We start from the raw sequence: 25,148 nt of genomic DNA, 5'->3' as shown, positions 1-25,148 counted from the left end.
TAAAAACTATTGGCAATTTTTGCCACCATGAGGAGAAAAGTGACGTGAATCGCCAACGGACAACGCAAAACGTATCACTGACTCCTGATTTTAACGAATTTATAGCCTCGCTTGTGGAGTCAGGAAAGTATAAATCAGCAAGCGAAGTCGTGCGCCAAGGATTGCGGCTACTTCAACAGCAGATATCAACTTCAAACCCCCAAGAAATAAGAAGCGGACAAGAGCAATGCCTAAGCTCAAACAGTGTAATAAAGAATAGGCAATTAGATCCGTTTCCGGGTTCAGGTGAGATGAGGGATTTGATACGTGATTTTGACTGGTCAAGCACATCTGTTGGCGGTATAGAAACATGGCCCCAAAGCTTGAAATCAACGATCCGCACAGTGTTAGGTTCCCGTTATCCAATGATTTTGCTATGGGGACAAGATTTAATCCAAATTTATAATGATGCCTATACCAGCCTGATCGGGGGAAAACATCCACAGGCACTGGGGCGCTCAATTCTTCAAACACAGTCAGAATCATGGGATGTAATTGGGCCGATGATTACCAAAGTGATGACGACGGGTGTTCCCAACTGGGTAGAAGACCAGATGATGGTGGTGAACCGCTCTGATTATAACGAAGAAGCCCACTTCAGCCTGTCTTACAGTGCGGTAGAAGATGATGAAGGGGTAATTAGGGGTATGCTTTGCGTGTGTAGCGAAGTGACGCAGCAGGTATTAGGAGAGCGGCACTTACGGTTGCAACGTGATTTGGCAGCCAAAGCAAGTGACACACGCAGCATAAACGCAACTTGTAAAGATATCTTGTCCACGATAGCTGAATATCCCTTGGATGTGCCGTTTGCGCTATTGTACTTGAGTGATGAGTCTTGCGCTAAAACAATAAAATTATTTGGCAGCGTGCGTGTGATTGAAAATGATGATATCGCACCAAAAAGTGTCCTCATTCAAGAATCGGATGGTATATGGCCATTTGCTCAGGTGATGGCAGGGCAAGCAGTTGTAGTTGAAAATATCAAGCGCTATATCACCATTACTGGTGGCCCTTGGGGGGAAATTGTAGATCGGGCATTGGTGCTACCGATTCCGTCATCAAATGTTAATGCACCACTTGGGGTATTAATAGCAGGAATCAGCCCGAATCGTGCCTTGGATGAAGGCTATAAGTCGTTTTATGAGTTGTTAGCTGGACAGATTTCAATTTCCCTCCGCAATGCAGGGGCATACGAAGAAGAACGCAAAAAAGCCGCAGCCCTAGCCGAGCTAGATCGGGCGAAGACAGCATTTTTTAATAATGTTTCCCATGAGTTCCGTACGCCTTTGACGTTGATGTTAGGGCCATTAGAGGATGTTTTAAGTAGGCAAAATGCTTCACTAACAATAGAGTCGCGTCAGCAATTGCAATTAGTACAGCGCAACAGTCTGCGTTTGCTGAAGCTAGTCAACACATTATTAGACTTTTCCCGGATTGAAGCAAATCGAATTCAAGCTGTTTACGAGCCAACAGACCTAGCTGTATTTACCAGTGAACTGGCGAGTGTTTTTCGTTCAGCGATCGAAAAAGCAGGTTTACGTTTAATAGTAGATTGTCCACCATTACAACAAAGGGTTTACGTAGACCGTGAAATGTGGGAAAAAATTGTCTTGAATTTGTTGAGTAATGCTTTCAAGTTCACCTTCGCTGGAGAAATCACTGTTGCCTTGCGCTCTAATGGGGAACGTGTGGAAATGGAAGTCCGAGATACAGGTACAGGAATTCCACAAGCAGAGTTACCACGCTTGTTTGAACGATTTTATCGTGTACAAGGGTCGCGGGGTCGCACTTACGAAGGCTCTGGCATTGGGCTATCGCTTGTACAGGATTTGGTTAGACTTCATGGCGGTGAAGTTCGCGTCACCAGTCAAGAAAATCAGGGAAGTTCTTTTATAGTTGCACTGCCGTTTGGGAAGGCTCATTTGCCCGCAGAGCGTATTGGAGCTAATCGCAAGCCGAACATTGCTTCGGGTTCAGTTGCGTTTGTGGAAGAAGCATGGCGTTGGCTGCCTGAGGAGGAAAGGGAAACAAGGAGACAAGGTGAGCAAGTCGGAGTCTTCTCCCAAGGGGAAACACTAAAAGCGATCGCGGTTCCCGTTGAGTCCGAACTCCCGAACCCGAAGGAAGACAAGGAAAGAGAACATGAATCACGATTCCCCTTGTCCCCCAGTTCCCTTGTCCCCGTGTCCTCTGACTCTGCCCGCATTCTTCTGGCTGATGACAACGCAGATATGCGCGATTATCTTAAGCATCTACTCCAGCCATATTACGAAGTGGAAGCAGTAACAGATGGGATAGCCGCCTTAGCAGCAGCCCGTAGACAAATACCGAATTTAGTGTTGAGCGATATCATGATGCCGGGAATGGATGGGTTGCAATTGCTGCACGAGTTAAGAGCCGATTCAAATACAAAGGAGATACCAATTATTCTACTGTCTGCCCGTGCAGGTGAAGAGTCTCGTGTTGAAGGGTTAGAGATGGGTGCGGATGATTATTTAATCAAACCTTTTTCTGCGCGAGAATTGCTAGCACGGGTGAGAGCAAATTTGGAATTGTCGCAACTGCGTAAAGATGCGTTAGCTGAACGAACCGAACGAATTCAACAGCAGGCAGCGCGAGTTGAAGCGGAGGCAGCTAATCGTATGAAAGATGAATTTCTGCAAGTGCTTTCCCATGAGATACGCACACCGCTCAATGGAATGCTTGGCTGGGTTAAGATGTTAAGCCAAGGGAAATTGGATTCATCTGCGACTGCTCGTGCTTTGAAAACTATTGAGCGCAATGCTAAAGCGCAAGCGAAATTAATAGATGATTTACTGGACGTGTCACGCATTATTCAGGGAAAACTGCGGCTGGAGAAGTGTCCAGTATCTCTGGTTTCAGTAATTCTAGAGGCGATAGAAACTATAAAACCACAAGCCCAGGCTAAAGATATTACTATCGAGTTCATGCTTGAGGAGAGTGCCAGTTATGTTTGGGGAGATGCTAGTCGTTTACAGCAAGTAGTGTGGAATCTGCTCTCCAATGCAGTTAAGTTTACACCATCAGGAGGACGGGTTGAGATAGGGCTACAAGTCACAGATACAAATGCGCTTTTGGTGGTCAAAGATACAGGAGTCGGAATTAATGCTGAAGTATTACCGTACATTTTTGACCGTTTCCGTCAAGCAGATGCAAGTACAACTCGAACTTACGGGGGGCTAGGTTTAGGGTTAGCAATTGTCCGCCATTTAGTGGAAATGCACGATGGAATTGTACAAGCGCAAAGTGCCGGTAAGGGACTTGGAGCAACCTTTAGTGTGCGGTTGCCCTTGATGAATAAATCAAACAATTCTACTGGCGCAGAATCAATTTCTGCAAAAGCTGATGATCAAGTTTTACTCAACGGTTTACGAATATTAGTTGTTGATGATGAAGCTGATGGACGTGAGCTTGTTGCTTTTATCTTGGAGCAACATGGTGCTTTGGTGAGTGAAGCAGCATCAGTAGCCCAAGCCTTGTCAGCGTTAGAGTCGGGAATACCACACATACTGATTTCGGATCTTGGTATGCCAAAGGAGGATGGCTACAGCTTTATTCGTAAAATCAGGGCTTTACCAGCAGAAAAAGGGGGAAAAATCCCAGCGCTCGCCTTGAGTGCTTATGCCAAAGAAGAAGACCGAAGGCGGGCGCTGCTGACAGGCTTTCAAATGTACTTATCCAAGCCATTTGATCCAGATGAGTTGGTAGTCATGGTAGCAAGTTTGTCAGGTCGCTTTCAACAGACTTAACCCTTGAATTCATTTATGTTAATTGTGCTTTGAATCATAACTTGAGGTGCGATTTGTTCAGCCGAAACATGGTGTGTGACTTAAAGGAAAAGATTGCCGAAAATTAAAGGATAAGCTTGCCGAATCTAGAGCCTGACTGGTTTTGTGGTCAAATGCCCGTTTTGCGAGAGTGCGATCGCCACCGACTCATGGCGGTTACGCCATCGCAAAGCACAAAAATGCTCACATTGTCTACATTTAGCGTGGAACTTGCGGCAAGCTTATCCTTTAATGAGATTTGACCAATAATTTAGAATTAATCGAAATAATAATGCTTTCAGCATGGAGCAGGTCGAGCTTTCACACGGGGAGATACTCAACCAACCTGGCGAAACCATCAAAGAAGTCTACTTTCGTCTCACCTGCCTGATTTCGATCACCATTACAATGATGGACGGCAGCACGCTTGAAGCCGGAGCGATCGGCAGCCGCGAGATGGTAGGGATCAACGCCTTCATGGGCGGGGGCGAGACGACGCAGACCCAGTACATCGTCCAGGTTCCGGGCACAGCGATGAGAATGAAAGCACAGACGCTGCTCCACAAGTTCGACACTGAGAAGTCGTTGCGCGACGTGATGCTCAAATACACCCAGGCTTATATAGCGCAACTCTCCCAAAACGTTGCTTGCAACAGGATTCACACTATAGAACAACGTATGGGTCTCTGGCTGCTCCAATCGAGCGATCGTGTCGCTTCGGATGAACTGTTGCTGTCGCATGAGTTCCTTTCCCACATGCTGGGTGTGCGCCGTTCTGGTGTCACCGAAACCGCCCATATCCTAGAAAAGAAAGGTTTCATCCGATGCAGCCGAAAGAAAATCAAAATCATTGATCGACAGGGGTTGGAAGACACCTCTTGCGAGTGCTATGGGGTAATCAAAAACGAATACGACCGCCTGCTAAGGTTTAAGGCAAAAAGATAAAGGATAAACTTGAGCCGCATATCTTGGCTCAACTTCGGGCTGAGTAAAGAAAAGTTTGGCAAAGCTTGCTCTGCCACTGTTCCAGCAAGCTCATCTCTTTCAAAAGGTTTACAAAGAACCTCTTGCAATCCTGCATCCATTCAGAAACTGACGCTAAGGACTTGATGGTAAAACCTTACCGCTATCTAATTGCTCTTAAGTTCTAAGGCTTGCGGAGCTACAAAAATGGCTAGGATGCAGATAGAATAAGCCTCATAGCCCTTTCTCCTTGCTGATAGCACTTACGCTTATTAGGACTTAATTTCAATAACTCAGTGACTAACTCATAAGAATTTTCCATGAAATTGACCCAATTGTCGCCATAAAGACCAATATAAAAACTACTATGTCGTCGAACAATCCGCTTAGATTCTTTAATTCGTCCAACATATTTTTGAACACCCATCCGTTTAATTTTTTGACCAGATATAGTTGCAGCCGTATAAGCAAGTGAGATCAATAATATTAGGGAAATTAGCCTTTGTCCTGATACATTAGTATCTTCCAAATTATAACCACCGCTTTTAAAATCTCTAAACATCTCTTCAATATCAAAACGCTGTTTGTAAGCTTTAATAACGGAATCTAAATCATCTAAATTGGTAAGGATAAACCAGCCTTCCTCTGGCGCAACTCCCAAACGTTTACGCTTCCATTTAGCAGCAAGATTAAAGCTAATAAAACCTTGGGATTTTGTATATTTAATGCCTTGGTAAAAGAAGGAAAGACCAGGCGCTAAACCTAAATCTCTTAATTGCAGCCAAATTTCCGGTTCTATTTCTATAAATGCATCTTTTTTTAAGCGTAAACAGAAATATACTTTCTGCTCTGTCAGCCAGTTGGACAGCTTTATCGAGCAAAATTCACGGTCTCCTAACACTACAGTTTTATAATTATTAAAAAGCGGCAATGCTTTTTTGAATACTGCTTCTTGTTCATCAAAATTGCTTGAACCTAATTTGTCTAATAGCTTAAAATATATTGGGATAGACCTTTTATCCCAAACTACACTAATCATTAACAGATTAATACACCCCCAATTAGTCCGGTCAACTACTAAATAAATAACTTCCTTTAAGGGGAAATATATCTCTAACCAGCTTTTAATAATTGGGAACCAAATTTCTTCAATATTTATGTAATTTAATGACAAAAATCTTTGGATTTTCTTTCTTCTACTTTCAAAAAATATGGGTATAGGTAAAGCAGTAGCCAGTGCTTCAATGCTAACAGTTTTAATAGATTGTAATAAATTTATTAGGATTTTTAGTAATAAATATTCTGCACGTCCCAATTCTCGTTTGAGGTTTGTCTCGTAGAATTCTGGTAACATTATCATTAAATAGAGCTTGTTGCGAATGAAGACTCTTTTTCTTTTACCACAAATTGCTACACTCTTTGTAATCTAAGCATTCTAGACCATTTTGTCCCCCCGCAAGGTTCTAAGGCTATGAGTTGGACTTATCTTTATATAGTTTGTCCTGTAAGCCTTGCTACAACTACAACTAGCTCATTAGGTTCAAAAGGCTTACAAATAACCTCCTGAAACCCTGCATCTATTGCTTCACTAATGTCTTCTGGATACACATAACTTGTTAAAGCTATGGCTGGAAGAAACCCACCCATTGACGCTTCTTTGTTTCTGATGAAGCTAACTAGTGAGTAACCGTCCTTGTCAGGCATCCCGATGTCGCTGATCACAATATCTGGTTTCCACTCTTCAATTGCTTCTATAGCTTCATCTACCGATGTTGCCGTTTTGGTTTGTGCCTGGTAATCTGACAAAATAAACGTAACTATACACAAGCAATCGTCATTGTCATCTACCACAAGTACCCTTAAACCATTGAGGGATGGAGATTGACTTTGCGGTATTTGCTTTAAAAACTCTCTATCTTTTTGTGGATATGTCTCATTAGAACTTTTTGACAACATAAAATAGCCTCCTACTTGTTGATCTCAATTAGGAGTCTTAATAAGCAGATGGCGACCACTATCTGCTTTTAGACATTTTCATTAATAAATTAACAATACAATAATCTATATAGCCCTATATTTTCAATTATTTTTTCTCTTAATCTTGTTATAGCAAGCTTTGACCTCACACACCGAAGACATCACTTGTGTAAAGTAGTACTTATTCCACTATAAGGAGATCCCTTTACTTTGTCTTTTTGATTGTTGGTGTTGTTCTATTATCTATTGGAATACGCGATCTGCTTTTTGCCAAAGCTGAATATCTTCTTTCCCTATTTTTCCCACATTAATTGGTGAATACTCAAGCTCACCTGACTGGTTTCGGTTGACAGATACTCGAAAAATCTCACCTCGTTCATCATGGATAAATACCAATTTTCTACCCTGCTTCTCTAGAGTTGCACGATAGTTGCTGCTGATATTGAGGAAATTGTTGTGTTAATTCTAATACTGTTTCAGTTAATGCTGAAGAGACAGTCGATTGCTCAACATAATCAGAGATTGATAAGATAGCTCTCTTTTCTAGATATGATTGTAGCTCAGTCGCTTGCACTGCACCCAGGTCATTAAACACTGTTGGGAGACGAGATTGTAGAGTTGTACTAGAGTGACGATTACCACATCTGCGATCACAAAAAGCTTAAGAAGAGCTTCTGTCCGCCCCGCGCCCTCATCCCTGCTCGATTAACAACCGCCCTCCACAGCCGAAGATTGCTCACCTTGAGATGATGGTGCATTCATGCTGAAGGGCGAATGTGTCCAATTTGTTCCCAAAATATGACTAGAACAATGATTCAGTAATCAAAATCATGAGGAAAAATCAAGTTTCGGCAGGAGTCGGTCCAAAATGAGGCTTTGATTGTTTAAGTATTTGTCAGCTACCAGCAAATCTGCCCACTGTTTTTAATTGCTATGCTTGGCAACAGTATTAGGATAGATAGATTTTATACTTCCACATTCTCCCAGCCGGGAGGCCAATGATCGTAGCTCTTGACCCCACCAAGCAGTTCAGGAATGGTCAGGTGTTCAGTAGTAGATTTGACTTGAGTAAGGATACTCTCATTGTGAGTACCCAAGGTTTCATTTGTAGGTTGTTCCGTTGTCAGGACGATGGTTTGGGCTGTTGCACCTTTACCAATGCTGGCTTGTGGTGTGATTGACTCTGTAATGTTACGCTTATAAAATTGTTCTAGAACTGCATCAGTATGATTTAGGGTATCGGTTAAACCGTTACCCTTATTTTGTCCACAATTTGTGGACATTTGGTGAGTCGCTAACCCAACTTCCCCACCCCACAGTTCCGGCAGCGCTCGCCCGATAAGCTCCCGCAAGGGCGATGTATCTGTGGCAGAAATCCCCAGTCTTCAAGGGAACAGAACAAGGTAATATCTGCACACGAAAAGCTGTTGTTTCCGTGCCCAGTGGATTTATGTTTGACTAAATTTTGATAACCATTGGTTAACACGCATTCAGCCAAGGGTGTTGCATTGGGCTTGGTTGATTGCGTCTAATCCTTGTATAGTGCAGCTTTAATAGTTTTTCGCTCTTTTTGCATAAAGTACAAAACTTGAACTCAAGAGTATTACATAGCGAACGAATTATATGTAAAACATGGACAAGATTTTAAAAGTCCTTTATTCAATTTCCCTTTCGCAAGCGCTGCTCTGGCCATGACCCAGGGCAGTTTTTTGTATAGGTGTCCTCCCTTGAGTCAAGCACCCGTTAGCAGCAATTGAAATTCTCGTGCAGTACCTTATCCACTCGCCACAAAAGGAACATTGCGTTCAATTCCGTAAAATTGGATATTAGAATAGGTAAGGAATTAATCGTTTCGTGCATTGCCTGTAAACTTCATACTCATCACCAAAGGTATCAAGTAGCATCCGTTCCTCCTGTCCAATTCGTGTTACATAGGCAATACTAAAGCCAATGAATCCTGATAGACCTGCAATCAAGTTGGAGAGCAAGAGTGCTTGTGCAATGCACAGTAGCAGAACAGAGGTGTACATAGGATGACGAATGTTTTGATACACACCACTGGTGGAGAGGGTGTGTCCGGCTCGGATTTGCAGTGTTGATGACCAATTTTGACCCAAATCGTGATGACTGCGCCAAAACAACCAAAGGGAAAGCGCAAGAATAGCAGTGCCTAATCCATTTGCCCAAATTGGTAAATGGTAGTTAGCAAAATTTAACCAAGGAGATCGATTTGAGACTTTTGTACAAGCGCAACCTGAAAATATTGAACATCCTCAAGTTCAACGCAATAGCAGCTAATTGTTTGGCAACTTTCAGTTTTGTTAATAACTAAACCATAATCTGAACTTTATTAATAGACAGAATCATGTCATTGTAGTCACGGTCTCCACCACTAACTATGTCCTCAAAACCAAAAACGTTATTACCTAAAGTGCGAATATGGTCAATATGATCGCTGTTAATACCGATATAGGGCATAAGAATACGGTCAAAATCGTTACCAATACTAGATAAAGTACCATTAGATACTAAAAATGGTGCATAGTATTCACCACCTTGCAAGGATGCAGTAACCTGTGTAGTTACGAAGTTACCAGTTTGAAACTGTACATCTTTCAACAAGCGATCGCCAATGGCTAATTGTAAGTAACGTTGTCTTTGTTCATTATTAAGATTAGCTGTGGGGTCAAGTACCATACCAGTCAGTGAGTCTTTAATTGCACCATTGGGATTATCAACTCGATAGAGGTAGGCAGAATTGTTATTTGCAGCTTCCCGGTGCAGTGAAAATTGCAACATGACCTGCTGCTCGTCAAAAGCACCTGAAGATTTGAGGTCAATCAATTTTCCCTGACTCTGAGTGATTGCTAACTGACCTAATAAAGGCTGTACTTCTTCCTTAGTTAGAATTTTTGCATTGATCTCAGACAAACTAGCAAAAGAGATTTTAGCTGTTTGTCCACGTTCATCGCTACTACCTGTAAAAATTGCTGCTCCATTATTGAGACTCGACAGCGAAAACTGCACAGTTTTAGAATTAAAGCCATTAGCAAATAATTCATCTTTTGTACCACCCTGAATCTCGAAGAAAACCACTTGCTCGCCTTCTTCAAAACCAATAGTATGAGTTTGAGTACCAAAATCAGGATTGCGAGACTTATTTGTTAAGGTGCTAAAAATCACCTCTCCAAAATTAATAATCTCTTGTTTTGTTTCTTCTACAGAACCAACAGCTTTGCCATTAACCTCAATAATTTGCCCACTGTCTCCAAAACGAACACGCGCCATCCCAATTTCTGAAGCTTCAACCCCAGAGAACTGATTTAGGGAGAACTGCACAAAACTGCGGTTGCCATAAAAGTTTAAGCCATCTTGCCCAGAACGAACTTCCATCCGACTGGTTCCTAAATCCCAGTTAGCTGCAACTAAAGAGGCTGCAATTTCACCATTGCTTAAACCATCTTCATCACCCCATTCACCATCTTGGAGATAAACCACTGCCCAGTCTGGCTTACCGTCAAGATTTCGATCTTGTAATATTCCTCCAGTCAGCAGTTCGTCATCCAATAACCCTCGTTGAGGATTAAACAAGCGGCGGAAGTCGTAGAGAGAACCATCTGCCCGACGTTGGAGAATCGTATTCACAGCTATATCCTCAAGACCATCAGGCAACTTAAACATTACCTTCACAGGCTTTTGTTTGATCCCTCCTTGAATTTTTTGCTGTAAATCCTCGTTTGTTTGTACTGGATTAGGTATCACCTTAAAGTTGATGATGTCTGTAGCCGTCAAATCTTTGAGCGCTCGCTTTTTCAAGTCTTTCTCATCGAAATTAAATATCGGCTCGGCAATTTCATCTTCAAAGTATTGAGTTGTCAGTTCGTCAATTACTAGTGCAGGTGTTTGAGAATCATCGCTCAGAAGTTGTTGATCTTGTGGATCGATCTCTACTTTAATTTTATTGGGTTCATAGATAATACCTATGAGTTCTTCTCCAACCTTAACAAATGTTTTGTTAGCTTCTTTCTCTGTACCCTGAGTGAAGGTCAATTGATCTTGTAGTTCTTCAGATACTTGAATCTGATCTACTCCTGCTTCAAATTGATAAATCTTTGTTACACCTTTGCCCACTTCTAGAGTTATGGTGTCTTTTCCTAAACCCGTGAATACCCTGTTATTCCCACCACCAGGGGTAATAATATCGTTGCCATCGCCAGTAAAGATGGAGTCATTGCCATCACCGCCATTAATGTCATCGTCTCCTGCATTAGTCCTAATGACATCATTGCCAGCGCCAGAATTGATAATATCTTTGCCGCTTCCTGTATAAATCTTATCTTCGCCTGCATTTGTAGCGATGACGTTCATACCATCTCCTGCTCGGATGGTATTATTGCCATTACCAGCTCCAATCCAATCATCACCGTTGCCTGTGATGATTTGGTCGTTACCACCATAGGTAGTGATCAGATTATTGCCATCGCTAGCATCGATAGTATTGTCACCCTCTCCAGCGTTAATGACATCATTACCGTTACCACTGGTTATTTTGTCATCACCAGCACCAGTGGTGATATTGTTTAAGCCATCACCAGCAAAAATAACGTTATTCCCTGCCAGAGCTTGGATAAAATCGTTTCCACTCTCTGTATGAATTTCGCTGTCTCCAGCGCCACTATAAACTACATTATTACCTTCACCAGCATCAATGTAATTTTTGCCACCAGCATCTTTAATGAAATCATCTGCATTTCCTGTAGTAATGTAATCATCGTCAGGACCCGTGTAAATTCTGGTCTTATCCGCTTGATTAGCGAAGCTGGTATAGACGGTGACATTTACACTACCATTAATGAGTTTTGTGCCGTTACTAGCAACATAGAAAAAGTTATCTTCTCCCAGAAAACCAGCAAGGGGAATGTAAGTTATTGTCCCGTCTTGGTTGAGTGTGGCTGTTCCGTTTTTGGAAGTAAAAACTTTGGTGACTGCAAATGATGTATTTTCTGGTTTGTTGAGAACGTTAAGTTGTAACTGCGTTTCTTGAGAGGTAATGGTAGTTAGGGTATTTTCATCTGTTTTGAAGGCAGGATTGCTAACTTCTGCGGCTGTAATTTGGTTAGTTAAAGCATTGCCTGTATTTTCGGCAATTGCTTCGCTAATGGACTTTGTACCAGTTCCTACAGCTTTTAAATCTGCCGCAACTTCACCTTGAATCACCTTTTGAATTTGAGTGATTTGAGTTGTTTTCTCTACTAGAGACAAACTGGTATTATTAACGATGGTAGTGGGTAGTTGATTGGCTTGAGTAAGGATTTGGGCGACACCATTAATATTTTTTACTGCTAAGTTAGGAGCCAATGTCTGAATAATTGCAGTGAGAAAACTGATATTGCTAAGATCGACAGACTGATTGTTCTTAATAGGCTCAATTAAAGCATCAATGACTTGATAAGAAACCTTACTAACATCTATTCCCAAATGCCCACTGAGTAATTGCGTTAGTGCCACAATAGTATTTTGGACTACTGTCTGTTTGACAAAGACGATTAAACCATTGCCTGAAGGATCGCCATTAGCAATTTCTGCAAAGGGATCAAAGTTAAATATATCTATTCGTGGTAGTCCTAAAGCAGTTTGGACTTGAGATTGAGCGCCTACTGTATCTAGCGTATCCGCAACTAATTGAGTAAGTGCCGATAAAGGTTTAAGTGCAAGGCTTTGAAAACCACCAGCTAATTCGGCTGGTGCTATTTCAGCTATAATTTGTTGACGCTGTTGTTCAGCAGTTAGTTGAGTATTATTAGTAACTGCGACAATAGTCTGATTTTCCCCACTAATTTGAGATGTGATCGCTTCAACTTGAATACCATCCAATATGATGTTGCGGCTAAATAGTACCTCTTGGAGTATTACTTTTACTGTTGCTTGGTCGCTCAAGTTGAGATTGATATTGTTCTGAATACGAGCAACGATCACTTCTAAAACTTCATTAGCAATAGTAGCTATAGCTTGAGGTTCTTGGGTGGTTGTGGCGGCTGCGATTTCTGAAGTTGCATAAATAAGTAGATTTTGTAATTGACCTAACTTTGATAATGTAGGAATGTCAAGGTCTGAGAATTTATAGTCAAACAGGTTGAAACTAGCAGGTAATCCCATGACTTGCTTGACTTGGGTTGCGGCTGAGTCTAATTTCATATCTGCAATCTTAGCCGCCAAGGTTGTTAGCGGACTAGCAACGGTTGCTTCCGGTGTAGTGATTAGAGGTGTGGTTTGAGTAATGTCCGTTGAGGTATCAATCCCATCCACAACAATGATATTGCCTTCAGTAGCATCAATCTTGCCGTTACTATTAATGTCAAACTGGGCTAAAGCAATGTCTAAACTGTAAGTACCATCAGCATTACTGATTGTATAAGGTTCGGTAGAATCGAGAACGCCATTCAAATTACTATCAAAAAAGACATAAGCAGCAGCTACATCACCATCAAAAGCTGTTCCCGCAGAATTACCCTTTGGTCCAACACTAAAAGTGGCTAAGTTAAACGTGGCTAACCGTCTTTCCCAGACTTTAGCACCAAACGATCTAACTTCTGCGGCTACAAAAACGTTAAGTGCGCCAGAAAGCTGAAAGAGTTCCCAAGGCGATGACAGGCGTGGAACTAATTCTGAAGGGCGAATCCGTCCATCACTTGTGCCATTTAATTCACCACCATCTATTAAATCAACACCCAAAAGACCTTCTAAACCACCTTTGACGTAGCCAGAAATGGCAACAAAATTTAAACCTGCTCCAGCTTCGATATAAGCTCTAGCGGTGAGTTCATTAACATCTGCACCTGTACCATCAGCATTAGCGCGATCGCTCACATAAAAACCATCAAAAACTCGCCAAGCTTGTAGCGGCGCAAAATCTTGGAACGACCACTGACGGAAACCGTAGGTATCATAACCAAAGGCTAAGTCAGCTGCAACACTAAAGCCTCCTCCTAAAAGGCCAGAAACAGGCCAAAAGACAGGGAACTCTCTGCTAACACTAAAGTCGAAAACAAGAGATGGGAGATCGAAGGCAAACAGAGGAACATCTTTACCAAACAGCAAATCAACAACAGTACTAGGATTAGTCAACAGAGGAACGCTAAAATCGGGATTTCCAGTGAATCCCTTAACCACTTTTACTGATGTAGAGTTTTTCGCACCCTTAAGTTGGTCATCAGCACTAGGAGCCGTTTTCGTAGGTTCAGTTTTCTTCTCTTCATCCTGCTTGTCCGGGTCTGTAACGTCAATCCCACCAAGTAATTTATAAGAACCTAAGTCAATTAAAATAGGTTGCTCTTGCTGTTGCTGAGAAATTTCTTTGATAGTATCAATTAGCCTATCAAACCGTACTATCGAGTTAAAGAACTTAGTACCGATACCAGAAGACTTACCAAAGCTTTCTAACCTCTTCAAGAATTCTGCAACTTCTAAAACACTAACCTTGTCATCTCCATCGCGATCAAATACAGAAGCCAGCCCTAACGCTGAAAATATTTTGGTATCTGCTTGTAGTAAGTTAATAACTGGTCGAATTGGGTTGATCCATTTATCAATTGTTTGTACAATCGGTCTAGCAAAATTGCTAGCAAACGTTCCTGCATCTAGCTGAATATTATTGAAAGCAATTTCTGGTACTTTAGGGCCTGTTAGCTTACCATCTTTATAAGCTAAGACTGGGAAGTTGCCAGCAAAATCAAATAAAACTGAAGGGAAAGAGGAGTTGCCTTGAATGCTAGTTTTTGCCTTTAACCCAAGGTTAACATCGGCATTCACGAAAATATTTAATAAATCAGTTTTTTTGCCTTTTAGTATTGCCTGCTTGATTTCATCAAAAGTTAAATAGCCACCATCTGTATAGTATGTAAAAATTTTCTTGCTGTCAGATGGTATTCCAGGGATAGTAACAAATTCGTTGTTTTGAAAAGAGACAGGCTCGTCAAGACTTAAAGTTGTATTTCTCTCTCTATTACCGTTTAAGTCTATAAAGCGGAACTCACCTTGATTAATTACAAAAGGCTCATTTTGGTTAAATATACCATTTTTGTTGAGATCGATGAATTGGACTGTACCATATTCAACGCTAGTATCCCACTTTAAATCGCTTTCTTTGATAGTAAAAGTCTCACCTGTTGCATCTAGTGAGTAGGGTTCACCTGGATCGAATACTTTATCGTTATCTAAATCAATATAGCGATCGTACTCACCATTATTATCTAAATCAAGCTTACTTGGATTAGGATGAGGTTGTCCTTGTTGATCCAACCCATTATTAAAAAGCACATTTTTGGTTAAACCTTCAAGCCCTAACCCAGAAACAGCAAATAGAGGATTGAACTTAGAAGAAACGTAGGGTTCGCCTTGATCTAGTCGATAGTTATCATTTGAATCAACATACCGAACCCCAATACCTTGATAAGTTTTACCCAGTTCTTCACCTATTATCGTTGGAGAATCTCCAAACTTGTTAATGAGGACATAAGGATCTATACTCTCAAACTTTCCATCTTCATCAACATCAAGAAACTTGATAGTACCATAGTTGTCTACATCATTGAAACCTAAATCAAACTCAATTCTCCCTTGAGTTGAATTGAGATTATCATTTTTCAAATCTAAACGTAAAAAACCTAGATTTCCCTGTGCTGCAAAATTAGGATCAACACCTAAATTCAGTTTCCCTTGAATACCTGTATTTTCGGTGTCTATAAAATAACCAAATTTTTTATTCCAGCCTAAACCTAAATCTAATCGCCAATTAAAAGCTGATTGGAATCGTCCATCAACTTTTACACCTAAAGCAGGTAAACCTAAATTAGCCTTAATAGGTTCATTTAGAAGGTTGTATGTGTCCGTTAAAGTAAATCCAAAATAAACTTCTTCCTGATCTGCTTTGACGTTAACGTTCTTTAGCTCAAAAGATTTTGAGCCTAATTCTTTTTCGATAACTTTTTGGAGCTTTTCTGGAGTTAGCTGAGAAACTCCCCGGATAACATTGACCAGTCCATCTTTGAAGCTTTTGATGAAGTCAGTTCCTAAATTACCTGGCGAGCCAAAGATTGGTAACTCAGTTTTAAAAAATCCGCTGTTGAACGAATCTTCCAAAAAGCTAAGGCTTTGATCGAAAACATCGGCCACTTCCCCAGAATCAAGGATGGGATCGGAAATTTTTACAGAAACACCAGCAATGGGTTGTCCATTAATCACTGTTCCTGTGTTGTAGGTGGGGTCAGAACTGCTGACAGAATGTTGAATAGTAGCTTTATTTTGATTAGTAGTTTCTAGTTTACCGTCATCAATTGCAGTTACAGTAACAGTTTGCGGTTGCTTCCAATTTTCTGGAGTAAAGGTAATAGGATTGATTTGGGCTAGTTGACCATTAGGAGAAGTGGAAAAATTGACCGTAACATCAGCAGTTGGTTGGCTTAGGAGATAGATTTGATAAGTATCTGTTAGACCTCCCTCAAAAACTTCAGTGGTTGTACCAGATTGAATAATTCTCAATCCTGGAACGTCATCATCTGTAATCTGAATGGTTGCAGTATTAGACTGTCCTGCTATATATCCATCACCAGAAGCAATTGAGATGGTGACATCTTCAGATGGTAATTCTGATAGTATGTCAAATATAGGAGTGATATTAAGAGTTGCACCTGTAGCACCAGGATCAACTTGAATAGTACCTGTTAAGGGCAAAAAGTCTATGCCAGAAGTCGCTGCATTAGGACTGGTGGGATGAGCGCCTGTAATGGTGTAATTAATCTTAAAGCCTTGACTTGGTGCAGGTTGATCGAGAATAAAGTCAATTACTCCCGGAATACCGCTTTCTTCACTACCATTACCAATGGCTTTAGCATTAACGGTGATTTTTTCGTTATCTTCTATCTCGACATTCACGTTACCAACAGGAAGTTGTCGGTATCCTGAATCGCTGCTGCGAACAGCGTGACTGATAACGCTACGATGAGTAAATTCTAAATCTTGATCGTCGTTTGCTTTGACTGTAACAGTTTGAGGAGTACTAAAGTTAGTCGGGGTGAAAGTGAGGACAATAGGAACACCCGCTCCAGTACCCAAATCAACTTGACTTTCAGGGCTAATAGTAATTTCAACAATTTCGGTGGGCTTCTGAGTTAGAACCAGGGTATAGCTATCTGTGATTCCACCTTCACTCACCTTTGTACTACCATCCGACTGGCGAATTAGGATATTTGGTTTATCGTCATCAAAGTTAATCAGTGCGATATCTTGCGGATCAATTACTTGATATTTTGGATCGTTAGTAGTGATACTAGTTTGGATCGTATAGTTTTGATTGTCATCTGGAACTGTATCGTCAACGCCTTGAATTGTGATAGTTTGCAGTTGATTCCAGTTATTACTATCAAGGGTAATGGAGTTGACGGTAGTATTACCCTCGTTGGCATGAGAACTAGAAAAGTTGATGGTGACAGGAGAAGTAGGCTCACTAGCAAGGCGGACAGTAAATGTAGCTTGATCTCCCTGTTCGCTGGTATTTCCACTCGCTGGAGAAATCACAACTCCTGCGGTGTCGTTATCTTCAATTGAGAGAGCGGCGTTAGACTCAATGCTGTTAAGGTTGTAGTATGGACGAGATAGAATTGCTTGTTTGAGATTCAGATTAATTGTTTCGACATCTTCATCAATAAAGTCGTTTTCAGGAGTGATGGCTACTGTCTTTTTTAATAAAGACTTATACTCGTCGTTACGAATCAGAGATTCTAGCTTGACTAAAGGGTAATCTGCTCCTCGGATGGCAGAGCCATTTAAATCATATTCAATGACAATATCTCTACTCAGGTTGCCATTCTTATCAATGTAATATTCAGGAATTCTGGGATCGTTATTACTTAAAAGATTGCCATTTTGGTCAAGATATTTAACTGTAAACTCAAATGTTCCTAAGTTGGAGTTATTTTCTGAAGGTTGATTTCCTGCTTTAACAGAGATGGTTGGTTCAATTTCGTTATCTAGAATGTTGATACTGGTCTGACCTTTACCTGGTTCAATTCCGTAATCTTGCAGTTCACCGTTTTGCAGATTTTCGACAATTTCCAAGATAATGATTTCAGTCGGTTCTAGAATGCGATCGTTGATGGGGACAACCTTGATGTTATATGTTGTGCTACCCGCAGGTATAGTAATGAAATCTGTAGAGTTTAGTAGTTCAATTTCTTGGCCCGGATTGAGCGAGTCGGGAATGAATAGCTTGTAATCTTCTTTGAATACTGCTGAACCATTGCCAATTTTGTATCGAATATTTAAGCCGTTAACAGGAGCAGGTCTATCTAAGGTAATCGTAAATTGGCTATTATTACCACCCTCTACGGTTTGCGAACCTGTAACACTGATGACTTTAGGATCATTATCTATAGTTGTTTGCGTAGCTGTGCTTTGGGATGAGTTTATATTGTAAAAACTTCCCTGAGCCAAGGTAGCAACTATAGTTTCATTTGGATCGTAGAATTGATCCTCAAGAATTGGGATGCTAATAGTAGCACTAGTGCTATTGGCAGGGATAACAATACTACTTGATGGTGTGTAGTCTTTATTAGCTGTGGCACTACCACTGAGAGTATAGTTGATAGTTAAGTTGGTCGGAAGAGCTGTAGAAAGACTGACTCTAAACTGTGCAGCAACCAATCCTTGTTCTGAAGGTGTAATAGCGACGGGAGTAATACTAACTGTAGGGCGAGAAAGTGGTGTGTTCGGCCCAGAGATAGTGTTACCGTTGAGGGTTACATCCAGTGTGTTAAGTGTTGCGCCATTACGAACAAAAACAGCAGTACCTAAACCTTGACCATTATTTCCCCCAGTCCCTCCTGTAGCTTGATTGTTATTAAAGCTTGCACCAATCAAAGTCAATTTAGAGCCATCATTGACAAAAATAGCACCGCCAAGACCAGCGCCACCACCACCAACTCCGCCAGAACCACCAGCACCATAGCCTCCAGAACCACCGCCTGCAAACTCTCCGCCAGCACCGCCAGCACCGCCGCTACCATTTTCGTCAGCACCTACATTATCTATATCACGACCGCCACCGCCACCAGCGCCGCCACCAGCACCAAAACCACCACTACCACCGACACCGCCATTGCCAGCAACATCATTGCCATTATCACCGCCGCCGCCGCCACCACCAGCACCACCGCCAGCACCAAAGCCACCACTACCACCGTTACTACCGCCTTGTTGAAGACCTCCTCCGTTTCCTCCTCCTCCTGGATTAGAAATACTGGCGTAATATGAGGTAGAACCACTAGTGTTGAGACGTCCTCCAGAACCGCCGGTGCTTCCACTTCTTTCGTCAGCTCCTCCAGAAGCACCTGTGGTTCCATTACCACCTTTAGCTTGGTTATTAGTGAAGGTGACGTTATTGACGATCGCAGAGGAGTTATTATTTATAAAAATAGCCCCACCACCTCCTAAGCCGCCGCCGCCACCACTGCCACCATCACCACCTTTGGCAAGACCATTTGTTAGGGTTAGGTCAGATATTGTAATATCTGCTCCGTTACCAACTGTTAAAATTTGCTGTTGATTACCATTAATAGTAATTTTATTATCGCCATCAATCTTTAGATCGTCAGTAATTGCAGGTAAAGTACTCGATAAAGTGATAGTACCTGTGATATCAAAAATAATTTCATCCGCACCAGCAGTACTGTTAGCAAGGGAAATAGCTTGTCGCAAGCTATCGATGCCACTATCGTTTGTATTTTTAACTTTGATTTGAGCTAACACACCTGTATAGGTCTTTAGTACCTCTATTTGAAAGGCTAAAGGTGCTTCAATTAAACTTGTGGTGTATTCTAATTCCCAATCTCCATTGAACTTTGCGCTTCCTGTTAAGTCATCTGATGCTGCAATGTCTATACCAGTCAATTCGCTCAGTTTATCTACAAATTCTTTGCCTTGCTCTCCTGTTGCTACATTACAGCCCAAGAGTAAGATATCGCCATCTTGACTTAATGCTTTGTTCCAGGATTGTAATTGTTGGGAGTATTCATTGATATTACTAGTGTTTAACTCTAGATTACCTAGCTGCAAACTTCCTACAGTGCCATGTGAAAAAATTTGAATGCTTTCTAATTTTGAGTATTCCTTTAAGGTTTCAGTAATTTGAGTAATTCCATTTACATTAGGATTGAGAAAAATAATTTTTATATTGTTTGTAGCTGTTTGTTTTAATAAATCAATAAATGATTCTTCGATGTTGCTATCAATAAATATGACTGTTGTATATTGCATATTTTTTTAATTTTACCTATAAAGAAGAACTATAATTAATATTGGTTTTGCGAGTTTTAGCAATTTTAGGTAATGTTAAATAAAATTATTAAAACTCGCACATAAAAGCTGGCTTTTAATATTTTAGACAGCTTGCTAAACTGTATAAAAATATTGAAATTATTTTTATACGCAATAACTTCAATAGCAAGATAGCACACGTAATAATAAAAACATTTCAGTGTAATTGCTTAAATATTAGATTGAAGAGTGGACATCGAAACCCACTTATTTCTTAAACAGCTACAGCCTCAAACTTCAACAGTAGCCGTCATTCGTCTACACCCAGGTGCTTTTCCTCGGACATTAATATGCATTTGCGTATCAATTTCTGCTGTGGTCAGTTGCTCTATATTTCCCATCTTGCTGTAAGCATGATTCGTAATCAAAATATCGATGTGTCCAAATGTTTGAACCGCAGTACCCATAATTTGACCTGGTACAGCAGGATCGAGAAAATTTCCTTGGGCCTGTGCGATCCGAGTACCATACTTTTGAAGCAAAGCAATCAATGCAGAAATCCCATCAGGATCGGCTCCCCACGTTTTAGTAGCATCATAGGGTGAATAAGAGTGAATGAAAACGTCTGCACCCAACATTGCTAATCGTTGCGCGATTGCTTTCTCCAATTCCTTTACGCCGACTTACACCTGTAACTAGGGCAACACGACCTTTCAACACTGCTTCAGGCACAACAAGAAAACCTCTGTACTATTTGGACGTACTACTAATGTAACTTTTATACTTCCGGACTTTCAAAGCACTGCCTTCTTTATAAAGTTATGTAACTTTTTGCATTATTTATAACTAACAAGTTGATAGCTACTATGCAAACAGTTTGTGACTGACTATAACGTAGCCAGAAAAAATCAATTATTTTGGACTGCTTACTTATAAGGAATTATGAAACATCCATTTGATCTAAAAATTGCTGAACTCGAATCTATTGATTTAAAGATTACAGCGTTAAGCGATGACGAAGCCAATCAAGTTTGTGGTGGTTTTGCAACTGTTACCAAAGCTATAGGTGAAGAAGGTGGTAGGGTTACTACCCTAGCTCTGGGCGAGGAAGGTGGTAAGGTTACTACACTAGCTCTGGGCGAGGAAGGTGGTACGGCTACTACCAAAGCTGTAGGTGAAGAAGGTGGTACGGCTACTACCCTAGCTCTGGGCGAGGAAGGTGGTGGGGACTTGTGTCGCTCTTGAAGAAGGTGGTCGCTCTTAACCCAAAAATTTTTGGGTTAAAACCTTGAATAACTGCTTTAAATCTAGCTGATTGATGACATCATAATATACGGAACGCAGCATTCCATATATTATGCTGCACTTTTGTCGCAATACTTCGCCAATTTTTTGGCGAAGTATTGTTATTGAGGAATTATTTTTCTAAAAAATTACTATTTAGAAATGAACATTTTAATTTTAGGTAATTCTCAAGATGCTCATGCATTAGCTATGCAGCAAGCTCTTACTAAGGCGGGAGCGAGAGCAGATTATTTCGATACTTATTCTTTCCCAACTCAATTAAAAATATCTTGGGAACCAAAAACACAAGCAGGAAGTTTAATATTACCTGAAGGAGGTAAGTTAGAAATTGGAGAAATACATAGTGTTTTCTGGCGAAGTTTTTCTGGTGTTTATGTGCCGTCTTTAAACAATTCTCAGCAACAGGATATTGCTATCAATGATTCAATGGGCACTCTGCGCTCTTTCATGCAGGCTTGTCGGGGGCGTTGGGTAAATTCCTGGCAAGCATACCAGCTTCATAAAGAAAAACCTCTACAACTGAGTATGGTGAACAATATAGGGGTTTCAATTCCACAGACTCTTGTTAGTAACGATCCAGAACAAATTATTTACTTTACTGAATCTTTAGATAAAGCTATCTTTAAGCCTGTTTATGGAGGTACATATACTAAACTAGTAACAGCAGAGCATCTAGACCCAAAGCGATTAAGTTTAGCCCTACAAATTTCTCCGGTAAAAATACAGGAATATATTCCTGGTACTAATATTCGTAGCTATGTAATTGGTGAGTCAATTTATGCTGCTGAGATTCGAACTAGTCAGTTAGATTTTCGCCTAGACGAAAAAAGTGAATTGATTCCATTAGACCTGCCCTCTTCGGTTCAAAAGCAATGTTTAGACATTGCTAAAGTATTGATGCTGGAGTGGACAGCCATTGACTGGCGTCTAAAACCTAGTGGTGAATATGTTTTCCTCGAAGCAAACCCCAGTCCAATGTTTTTACATTTTGAGGAAAAAACAGGTTTTCCCATTACTCAAGAGTTAGTTAGGCTATTAATGCAGTAGCTCTGGTAAGAATGCTGCTAATCATTCGATGGAACAGTGAACTACTCTGACCTACACCGCCACCAACCAATCACATACCACAGACGTACACCCGCTATTCATTGTTAACCCAAACCCCTAGCTATCTAATTGGTATACAAAACAAGTAAGCTGATATTGCACCTACCAACGGTAAAAAATTAGTGAGAGTAAAGTTGCCGAGCCATCGCCCTCATAGAAAGTTCAGTAATGCCAAACGAATAATTTTAGAATGTTCGCTCATCGAATGTGTGCATTGTGGGACAGAGTTATTACTACGTAGATCAAGGCATATGCGTAAAACTGTTCAAACAATGGATGGTGCAGTGTTTGTGGCAGGTAAGAGTAAAGAATGTACCAATCCCAATTGCACACATTTTGGTAAACATTACTACGCTACTGGCTAGCTATTGTACAGTCTGCCTTACAGTACCTATGGGCTAGACGTGCTGGCATTTATTGGTTGGCAACATGAACATGAGCATCAACAGTTGGTAGAAATTCAACACTCATTAAACCAGCGGGGTGTTGAAATTAACGAGAGTAATGTAGGCAAGTTATACCGTCAATTTCTGGCACTGTTGGGTGGAACAATTGCACATACGCAGGAGAAATTAGCTGCCACAGCCATTGAACATGGTGGTTTGATTTGGGCAATCGATGCTTTACAGCCAGAAGGTCACGGGACTTTATTATACGTATTATATGAAGTATTAAGTGGTATACCAGTCAGTGCAATTCAGTTGCCACAGGCACAGGCATCCGGGTTAATTGAGTGGCTGCAACCATATCAGGAGTTACGATATAAAGTGCTGGCAACCCTATCAGACGGAGAATCAGCGATTATTACTGCCATGAATTCAAGTTGGCCAGATGCACCACATCAACGAAGTCGCGGCCCACTTTCTCAACAATTTAAGTGAAGCGGTGCTACCAGCAGATACAAAGCTACGACAACAGTTAAAAGCAGATTTAGATGGAATACCAAAAGTCCCTGAGTACTCCGAAAGACCCCAATATCCAAGCTCCGAACAGCAGCAAGGCAATACCCCTTTTTTTCAGGAATTCCCTATTTGTCACGAGACATAGAGTTAATGGCAATCGAATCCCAGATTCGGGCTGCGATTCGGGATTGTGTCAATCGCACTAGTCGCAAACCTTTTCGCTGGGGCGGTTTAAGCGGCTACCAGCAATTAGAAACTATTGGACAGATACTACGTAGTTTACCATGTCAAGAAATTGATACGGATTATTTGTCTGTGTTGTCAGTATGGGTTGACCAAGCTTTAAGCAGCAATCGTTTAGTAGCCTCCGACTTAGAAGAAACACACCAGTGGTTGCGACGAATTGCCGATTGTTTACGCTACACTGAAAACTCGAAACATAACGCAGATAATGTAACTGATATTACACAAACTAATAGTTTCCCCTTAACTAGCCTTCAGATTCGGCGTGAAATGGAAGAGTTATTAAAGGAATTTCAGCCTGACCCTCAACAAAATCCTGCACAGTTTGCCTTGAAGAAAAAGCTACTAAAACTCTGGCATAAATACGGTACTGATTTATTGCACTGCTATGACATTCCTGGTTTGCCACCAGATAATCTCAAAATGGAACCTATGTTCAGCAATTTACGTCGCCACCAGCGGCGTATTAGTGGGCGAAAATCAACTATCGAATTACGTGATTGTGGGCAATATCAAGTTCTTTTCTTAGCCGAAAGTGAAGAAATGCTGCTGACACAAATTCGGGAAGTGCCTGTAGCGGAATACAACACTCAACGTCGCAGATTAGCTTTGGCAGAAGCACCCCGTCAACAAAAACATCGCCTTCATCGTCATCCAGTTCGCACAATACAAGCTTTGGTTGATCAACATACGGAACTTCTTACTGTGCTTAAGTCTCAAGCCCTGAAACACTAATTAGATAGCTAGGGCTCACACATGAAACAGTATGTCTTTTCACGTACTATGCTCCAAAGCCCAGATGAGAATGTTGAACTTGTTTCAGAAAATGCTGTTGAGTTAGTCAAGAGTCTCAAGAGCGAAACTCTTAAGGGTATTTGGCTGTGTGGTGGGGCAGATTTAGCCACAACGCTTTTTGCTCACAAATTAATTGATCAGTTAATCCTGAAAATCAACCCATTTTTGATGGGTTCAGGCATTTCACTTTTTTCTGGAGTAATAGGGCAAACTGCTTTAGAACTTGCCAACAGCAATATTTATGAAAACGGAGTCGTGTTACTCCATTACAGGGTGAAGTGATTAAGTTATTGAGCTTCTATAGTTCTGTTGATCCGCTAAAACTCCAGTAGCCTCAGCCGTCAATAACCTGTTGCTGCATCACATAACGCCGATGAACTTTGTTTCTAAATTGTTGAGGTGGTGCTATGCGTACCACTTCAAAACTCAACTTCTGTCAAAAAGCGAATCCCGCCTAGTTTGTCTTTTAAAACAGCTAAAAATACGAATTGTATACTTTGTAAAATTAAGAACCATTACCTTTGACTCTATATTCTGGGGCTAACACAGGGCAAATGCTACAGAATGGTAACGTGTAATACCTTATATGAGCTACAGATGAGATTTTAATTTGACGAGAATATCTCTAGCTCTTGTCCAGAGAATTGAGCCTCCTTGTTTTGGGTCTACAGTATGCGTTGCATTCGATAGGCGTAAAGCCAATGTTGCACCAAAATCAGGA

Annotated in this window: 17 protein-coding genes; 9 read left to right on the top strand and 8 right to left on the bottom strand. The window is 41.0% G+C overall.

Features of this window, described 5'->3' with window-relative positions; genetic code table 11:
* Window positions 1–44 precede the first annotated feature (44 nt).
* The 3 genes from H6G96_RS32485 (at window position 45) to H6G96_RS32475 (ending at window position 4,772) form a co-directional block, all read left to right on the top strand.
* Window positions 45–3,809 carry a type II toxin-antitoxin system ParD family antitoxin gene (locus H6G96_RS32485; RefSeq protein WP_190917345.1) on the top strand — a complete coding sequence of 1,255 codons (3,765 nt, stop codon included), beginning with the start codon at window positions 45–47 and terminating at the stop codon, window positions 3,807–3,809.
* 116 nt (window positions 3,810–3,925) lie between these two features.
* Complete coding sequence (locus H6G96_RS32480) at window positions 3,926–4,090, top strand: hypothetical protein (RefSeq protein WP_190917344.1); 165 nt, start codon at window positions 3,926–3,928, stop codon at window positions 4,088–4,090.
* A 40-nt stretch (window positions 4,091–4,130) separates the two neighbouring features.
* Window positions 4,131–4,772 (top strand): Crp/Fnr family transcriptional regulator, encoded by a 642-nt coding sequence (locus tag H6G96_RS32475; RefSeq protein ID WP_190917343.1) that lies wholly within the window; start codon window positions 4,131–4,133, stop codon window positions 4,770–4,772.
* A 229-nt stretch (window positions 4,773–5,001) separates the two neighbouring features.
* Here the strand turns inward: H6G96_RS32475 and H6G96_RS32470 are convergent, their stop codons facing one another.
* The 8 genes from H6G96_RS32470 to H6G96_RS32440 all read right to left on the bottom strand — a co-directional run bounded on the left by H6G96_RS32470 (window position 5,002) and on the right by H6G96_RS32440 (window position 20,743).
* The gene (locus tag H6G96_RS32470; protein ID WP_190917342.1) at window positions 5,002–6,144 is read right to left on the bottom strand and encodes an IS4 family transposase; all 1,143 of its coding nucleotides are present in this window, start codon (window positions 6,142–6,144) and stop codon (window positions 5,002–5,004) included.
* A gap of 134 nt (window positions 6,145–6,278) precedes the next feature.
* On the bottom strand, window positions 6,279–6,746 hold the full coding sequence (locus H6G96_RS32465; protein WP_190917341.1) for a response regulator: 468 nt from the start codon (window positions 6,744–6,746) through the stop codon (window positions 6,279–6,281).
* A gap of 264 nt (window positions 6,747–7,010) precedes the next feature.
* Window positions 7,011–7,163 (bottom strand): hypothetical protein, encoded by a 153-nt coding sequence (locus tag H6G96_RS41750; protein WP_242063484.1) that lies wholly within the window; start codon window positions 7,161–7,163, stop codon window positions 7,011–7,013.
* A gap of 4 nt (window positions 7,164–7,167) precedes the next feature.
* Window positions 7,168–7,362: a hypothetical protein gene (locus tag H6G96_RS41745; RefSeq protein WP_242063483.1), complete on the bottom strand. Its 195-nt coding sequence runs from the start codon at window positions 7,360–7,362 to the stop codon at window positions 7,168–7,170.
* Window positions 7,363–7,732: 370 nt separating this feature from the next.
* Window positions 7,733–8,119 carry a hypothetical protein gene (locus H6G96_RS32455; RefSeq protein WP_190917340.1) on the bottom strand — a complete coding sequence of 129 codons (387 nt, stop codon included), beginning with the start codon at window positions 8,117–8,119 and terminating at the stop codon, window positions 7,733–7,735.
* A 474-nt stretch (window positions 8,120–8,593) separates the two neighbouring features.
* On the bottom strand, window positions 8,594–9,031 hold the full coding sequence (locus tag H6G96_RS32450) for a protein-S-isoprenylcysteine O-methyltransferase (RefSeq protein WP_190917376.1): 438 nt from the start codon (window positions 9,029–9,031) through the stop codon (window positions 8,594–8,596).
* A 64-nt stretch (window positions 9,032–9,095) separates the two neighbouring features.
* On the bottom strand, window positions 9,096–20,075 hold the full coding sequence (locus H6G96_RS32445) for a DUF4347 domain-containing protein (protein WP_190917339.1): 10,980 nt from the start codon (window positions 20,073–20,075) through the stop codon (window positions 9,096–9,098).
* A 290-nt stretch (window positions 20,076–20,365) separates the two neighbouring features.
* A complete protein-coding gene (locus tag H6G96_RS32440) occupies window positions 20,366–20,743 on the bottom strand; it encodes an SDR family NAD(P)-dependent oxidoreductase (RefSeq protein WP_190917338.1) in 378 nt (125 codons plus the stop codon).
* 274 nt (window positions 20,744–21,017) lie between these two features.
* Here H6G96_RS32440 and H6G96_RS32435 point away from each other — a divergent pair, with 274 nt between their 5' ends.
* The 6 genes from H6G96_RS32435 (at window position 21,018) to H6G96_RS32410 (ending at window position 24,709) form a co-directional block, all read left to right on the top strand.
* Complete coding sequence (locus H6G96_RS32435) at window positions 21,018–21,320, top strand: hypothetical protein (RefSeq protein WP_190917337.1); 303 nt, start codon at window positions 21,018–21,020, stop codon at window positions 21,318–21,320.
* 201 nt (window positions 21,321–21,521) lie between these two features.
* Window positions 21,522–22,427 (top strand): MvdC/MvdD family ATP grasp protein, encoded by a 906-nt coding sequence (locus tag H6G96_RS32430; RefSeq protein ID WP_190917336.1) that lies wholly within the window; start codon window positions 21,522–21,524, stop codon window positions 22,425–22,427.
* Window positions 22,428–22,855: 428 nt separating this feature from the next.
* Window positions 22,856–23,368 carry a hypothetical protein gene (locus H6G96_RS32425; protein WP_190917335.1) on the top strand — a complete coding sequence of 171 codons (513 nt, stop codon included), beginning with the start codon at window positions 22,856–22,858 and terminating at the stop codon, window positions 23,366–23,368.
* A gap of 4 nt (window positions 23,369–23,372) precedes the next feature.
* Window positions 23,373–23,534: a hypothetical protein gene (locus H6G96_RS32420; RefSeq protein ID WP_190917333.1), complete on the top strand. Its 162-nt coding sequence runs from the start codon at window positions 23,373–23,375 to the stop codon at window positions 23,532–23,534.
* Between the two features lie 5 nt (window positions 23,535–23,539).
* The gene (locus tag H6G96_RS32415; protein ID WP_190917331.1) at window positions 23,540–24,367 is read left to right on the top strand and encodes a hypothetical protein; all 828 of its coding nucleotides are present in this window, start codon (window positions 23,540–23,542) and stop codon (window positions 24,365–24,367) included.
* Window positions 24,368–24,388: 21 nt separating this feature from the next.
* A complete protein-coding gene (locus tag H6G96_RS32410; RefSeq protein WP_190917329.1) occupies window positions 24,389–24,709 on the top strand; it encodes a dihydrofolate reductase family protein in 321 nt (106 codons plus the stop codon).
* Window positions 24,710–25,148 lie beyond the last annotated feature (439 nt).

Origin of the sequence: Nostoc sp. FACHB-892, assembly GCF_014698795.1 — a bacterium.
Taxonomy (GTDB): domain Bacteria; phylum Cyanobacteriota; class Cyanobacteriia; order Cyanobacteriales; family Nostocaceae; genus Nostoc.
Note: the sequence above shows the minus strand (reverse complement) of the source record. Positions and strands in the feature narration are given on the sequence as shown.

Bases quoted from the DNA above. Each gene is read 5' to 3' on its own strand.
- H6G96_RS32445 (WP_190917339.1), bottom strand. From the start codon at position 20,075: ATGCAATATACAACAGTCATATTTATTGATAGCAACATCGAAGAATCA.
- H6G96_RS32430 (WP_190917336.1), top strand. From the start codon at position 21,522: ATGAACATTTTAATTTTAGGTAATTCTCAAGATGCTCATGCATTAGCT.
- H6G96_RS32475 (WP_190917343.1), top strand. From the start codon at position 4,131: ATGGAGCAGGTCGAGCTTTCACACGGGGAGATACTCAACCAACCTGGC.
- H6G96_RS32465 (WP_190917341.1), bottom strand. From the start codon at position 6,746: ATGTTGTCAAAAAGTTCTAATGAGACATATCCACAAAAAGATAGAGAG.
- H6G96_RS32415 (WP_190917331.1), top strand. From the start codon at position 23,540: ATGGCAATCGAATCCCAGATTCGGGCTGCGATTCGGGATTGTGTCAAT.
- H6G96_RS32470 (WP_190917342.1), bottom strand. From the start codon at position 6,144: ATGTTACCAGAATTCTACGAGACAAACCTCAAACGAGAATTGGGACGT.
- H6G96_RS32435 (WP_190917337.1), top strand. From the start codon at position 21,018: ATGAAACATCCATTTGATCTAAAAATTGCTGAACTCGAATCTATTGAT.
- H6G96_RS32410 (WP_190917329.1), top strand. From the start codon at position 24,389: ATGAAACAGTATGTCTTTTCACGTACTATGCTCCAAAGCCCAGATGAG.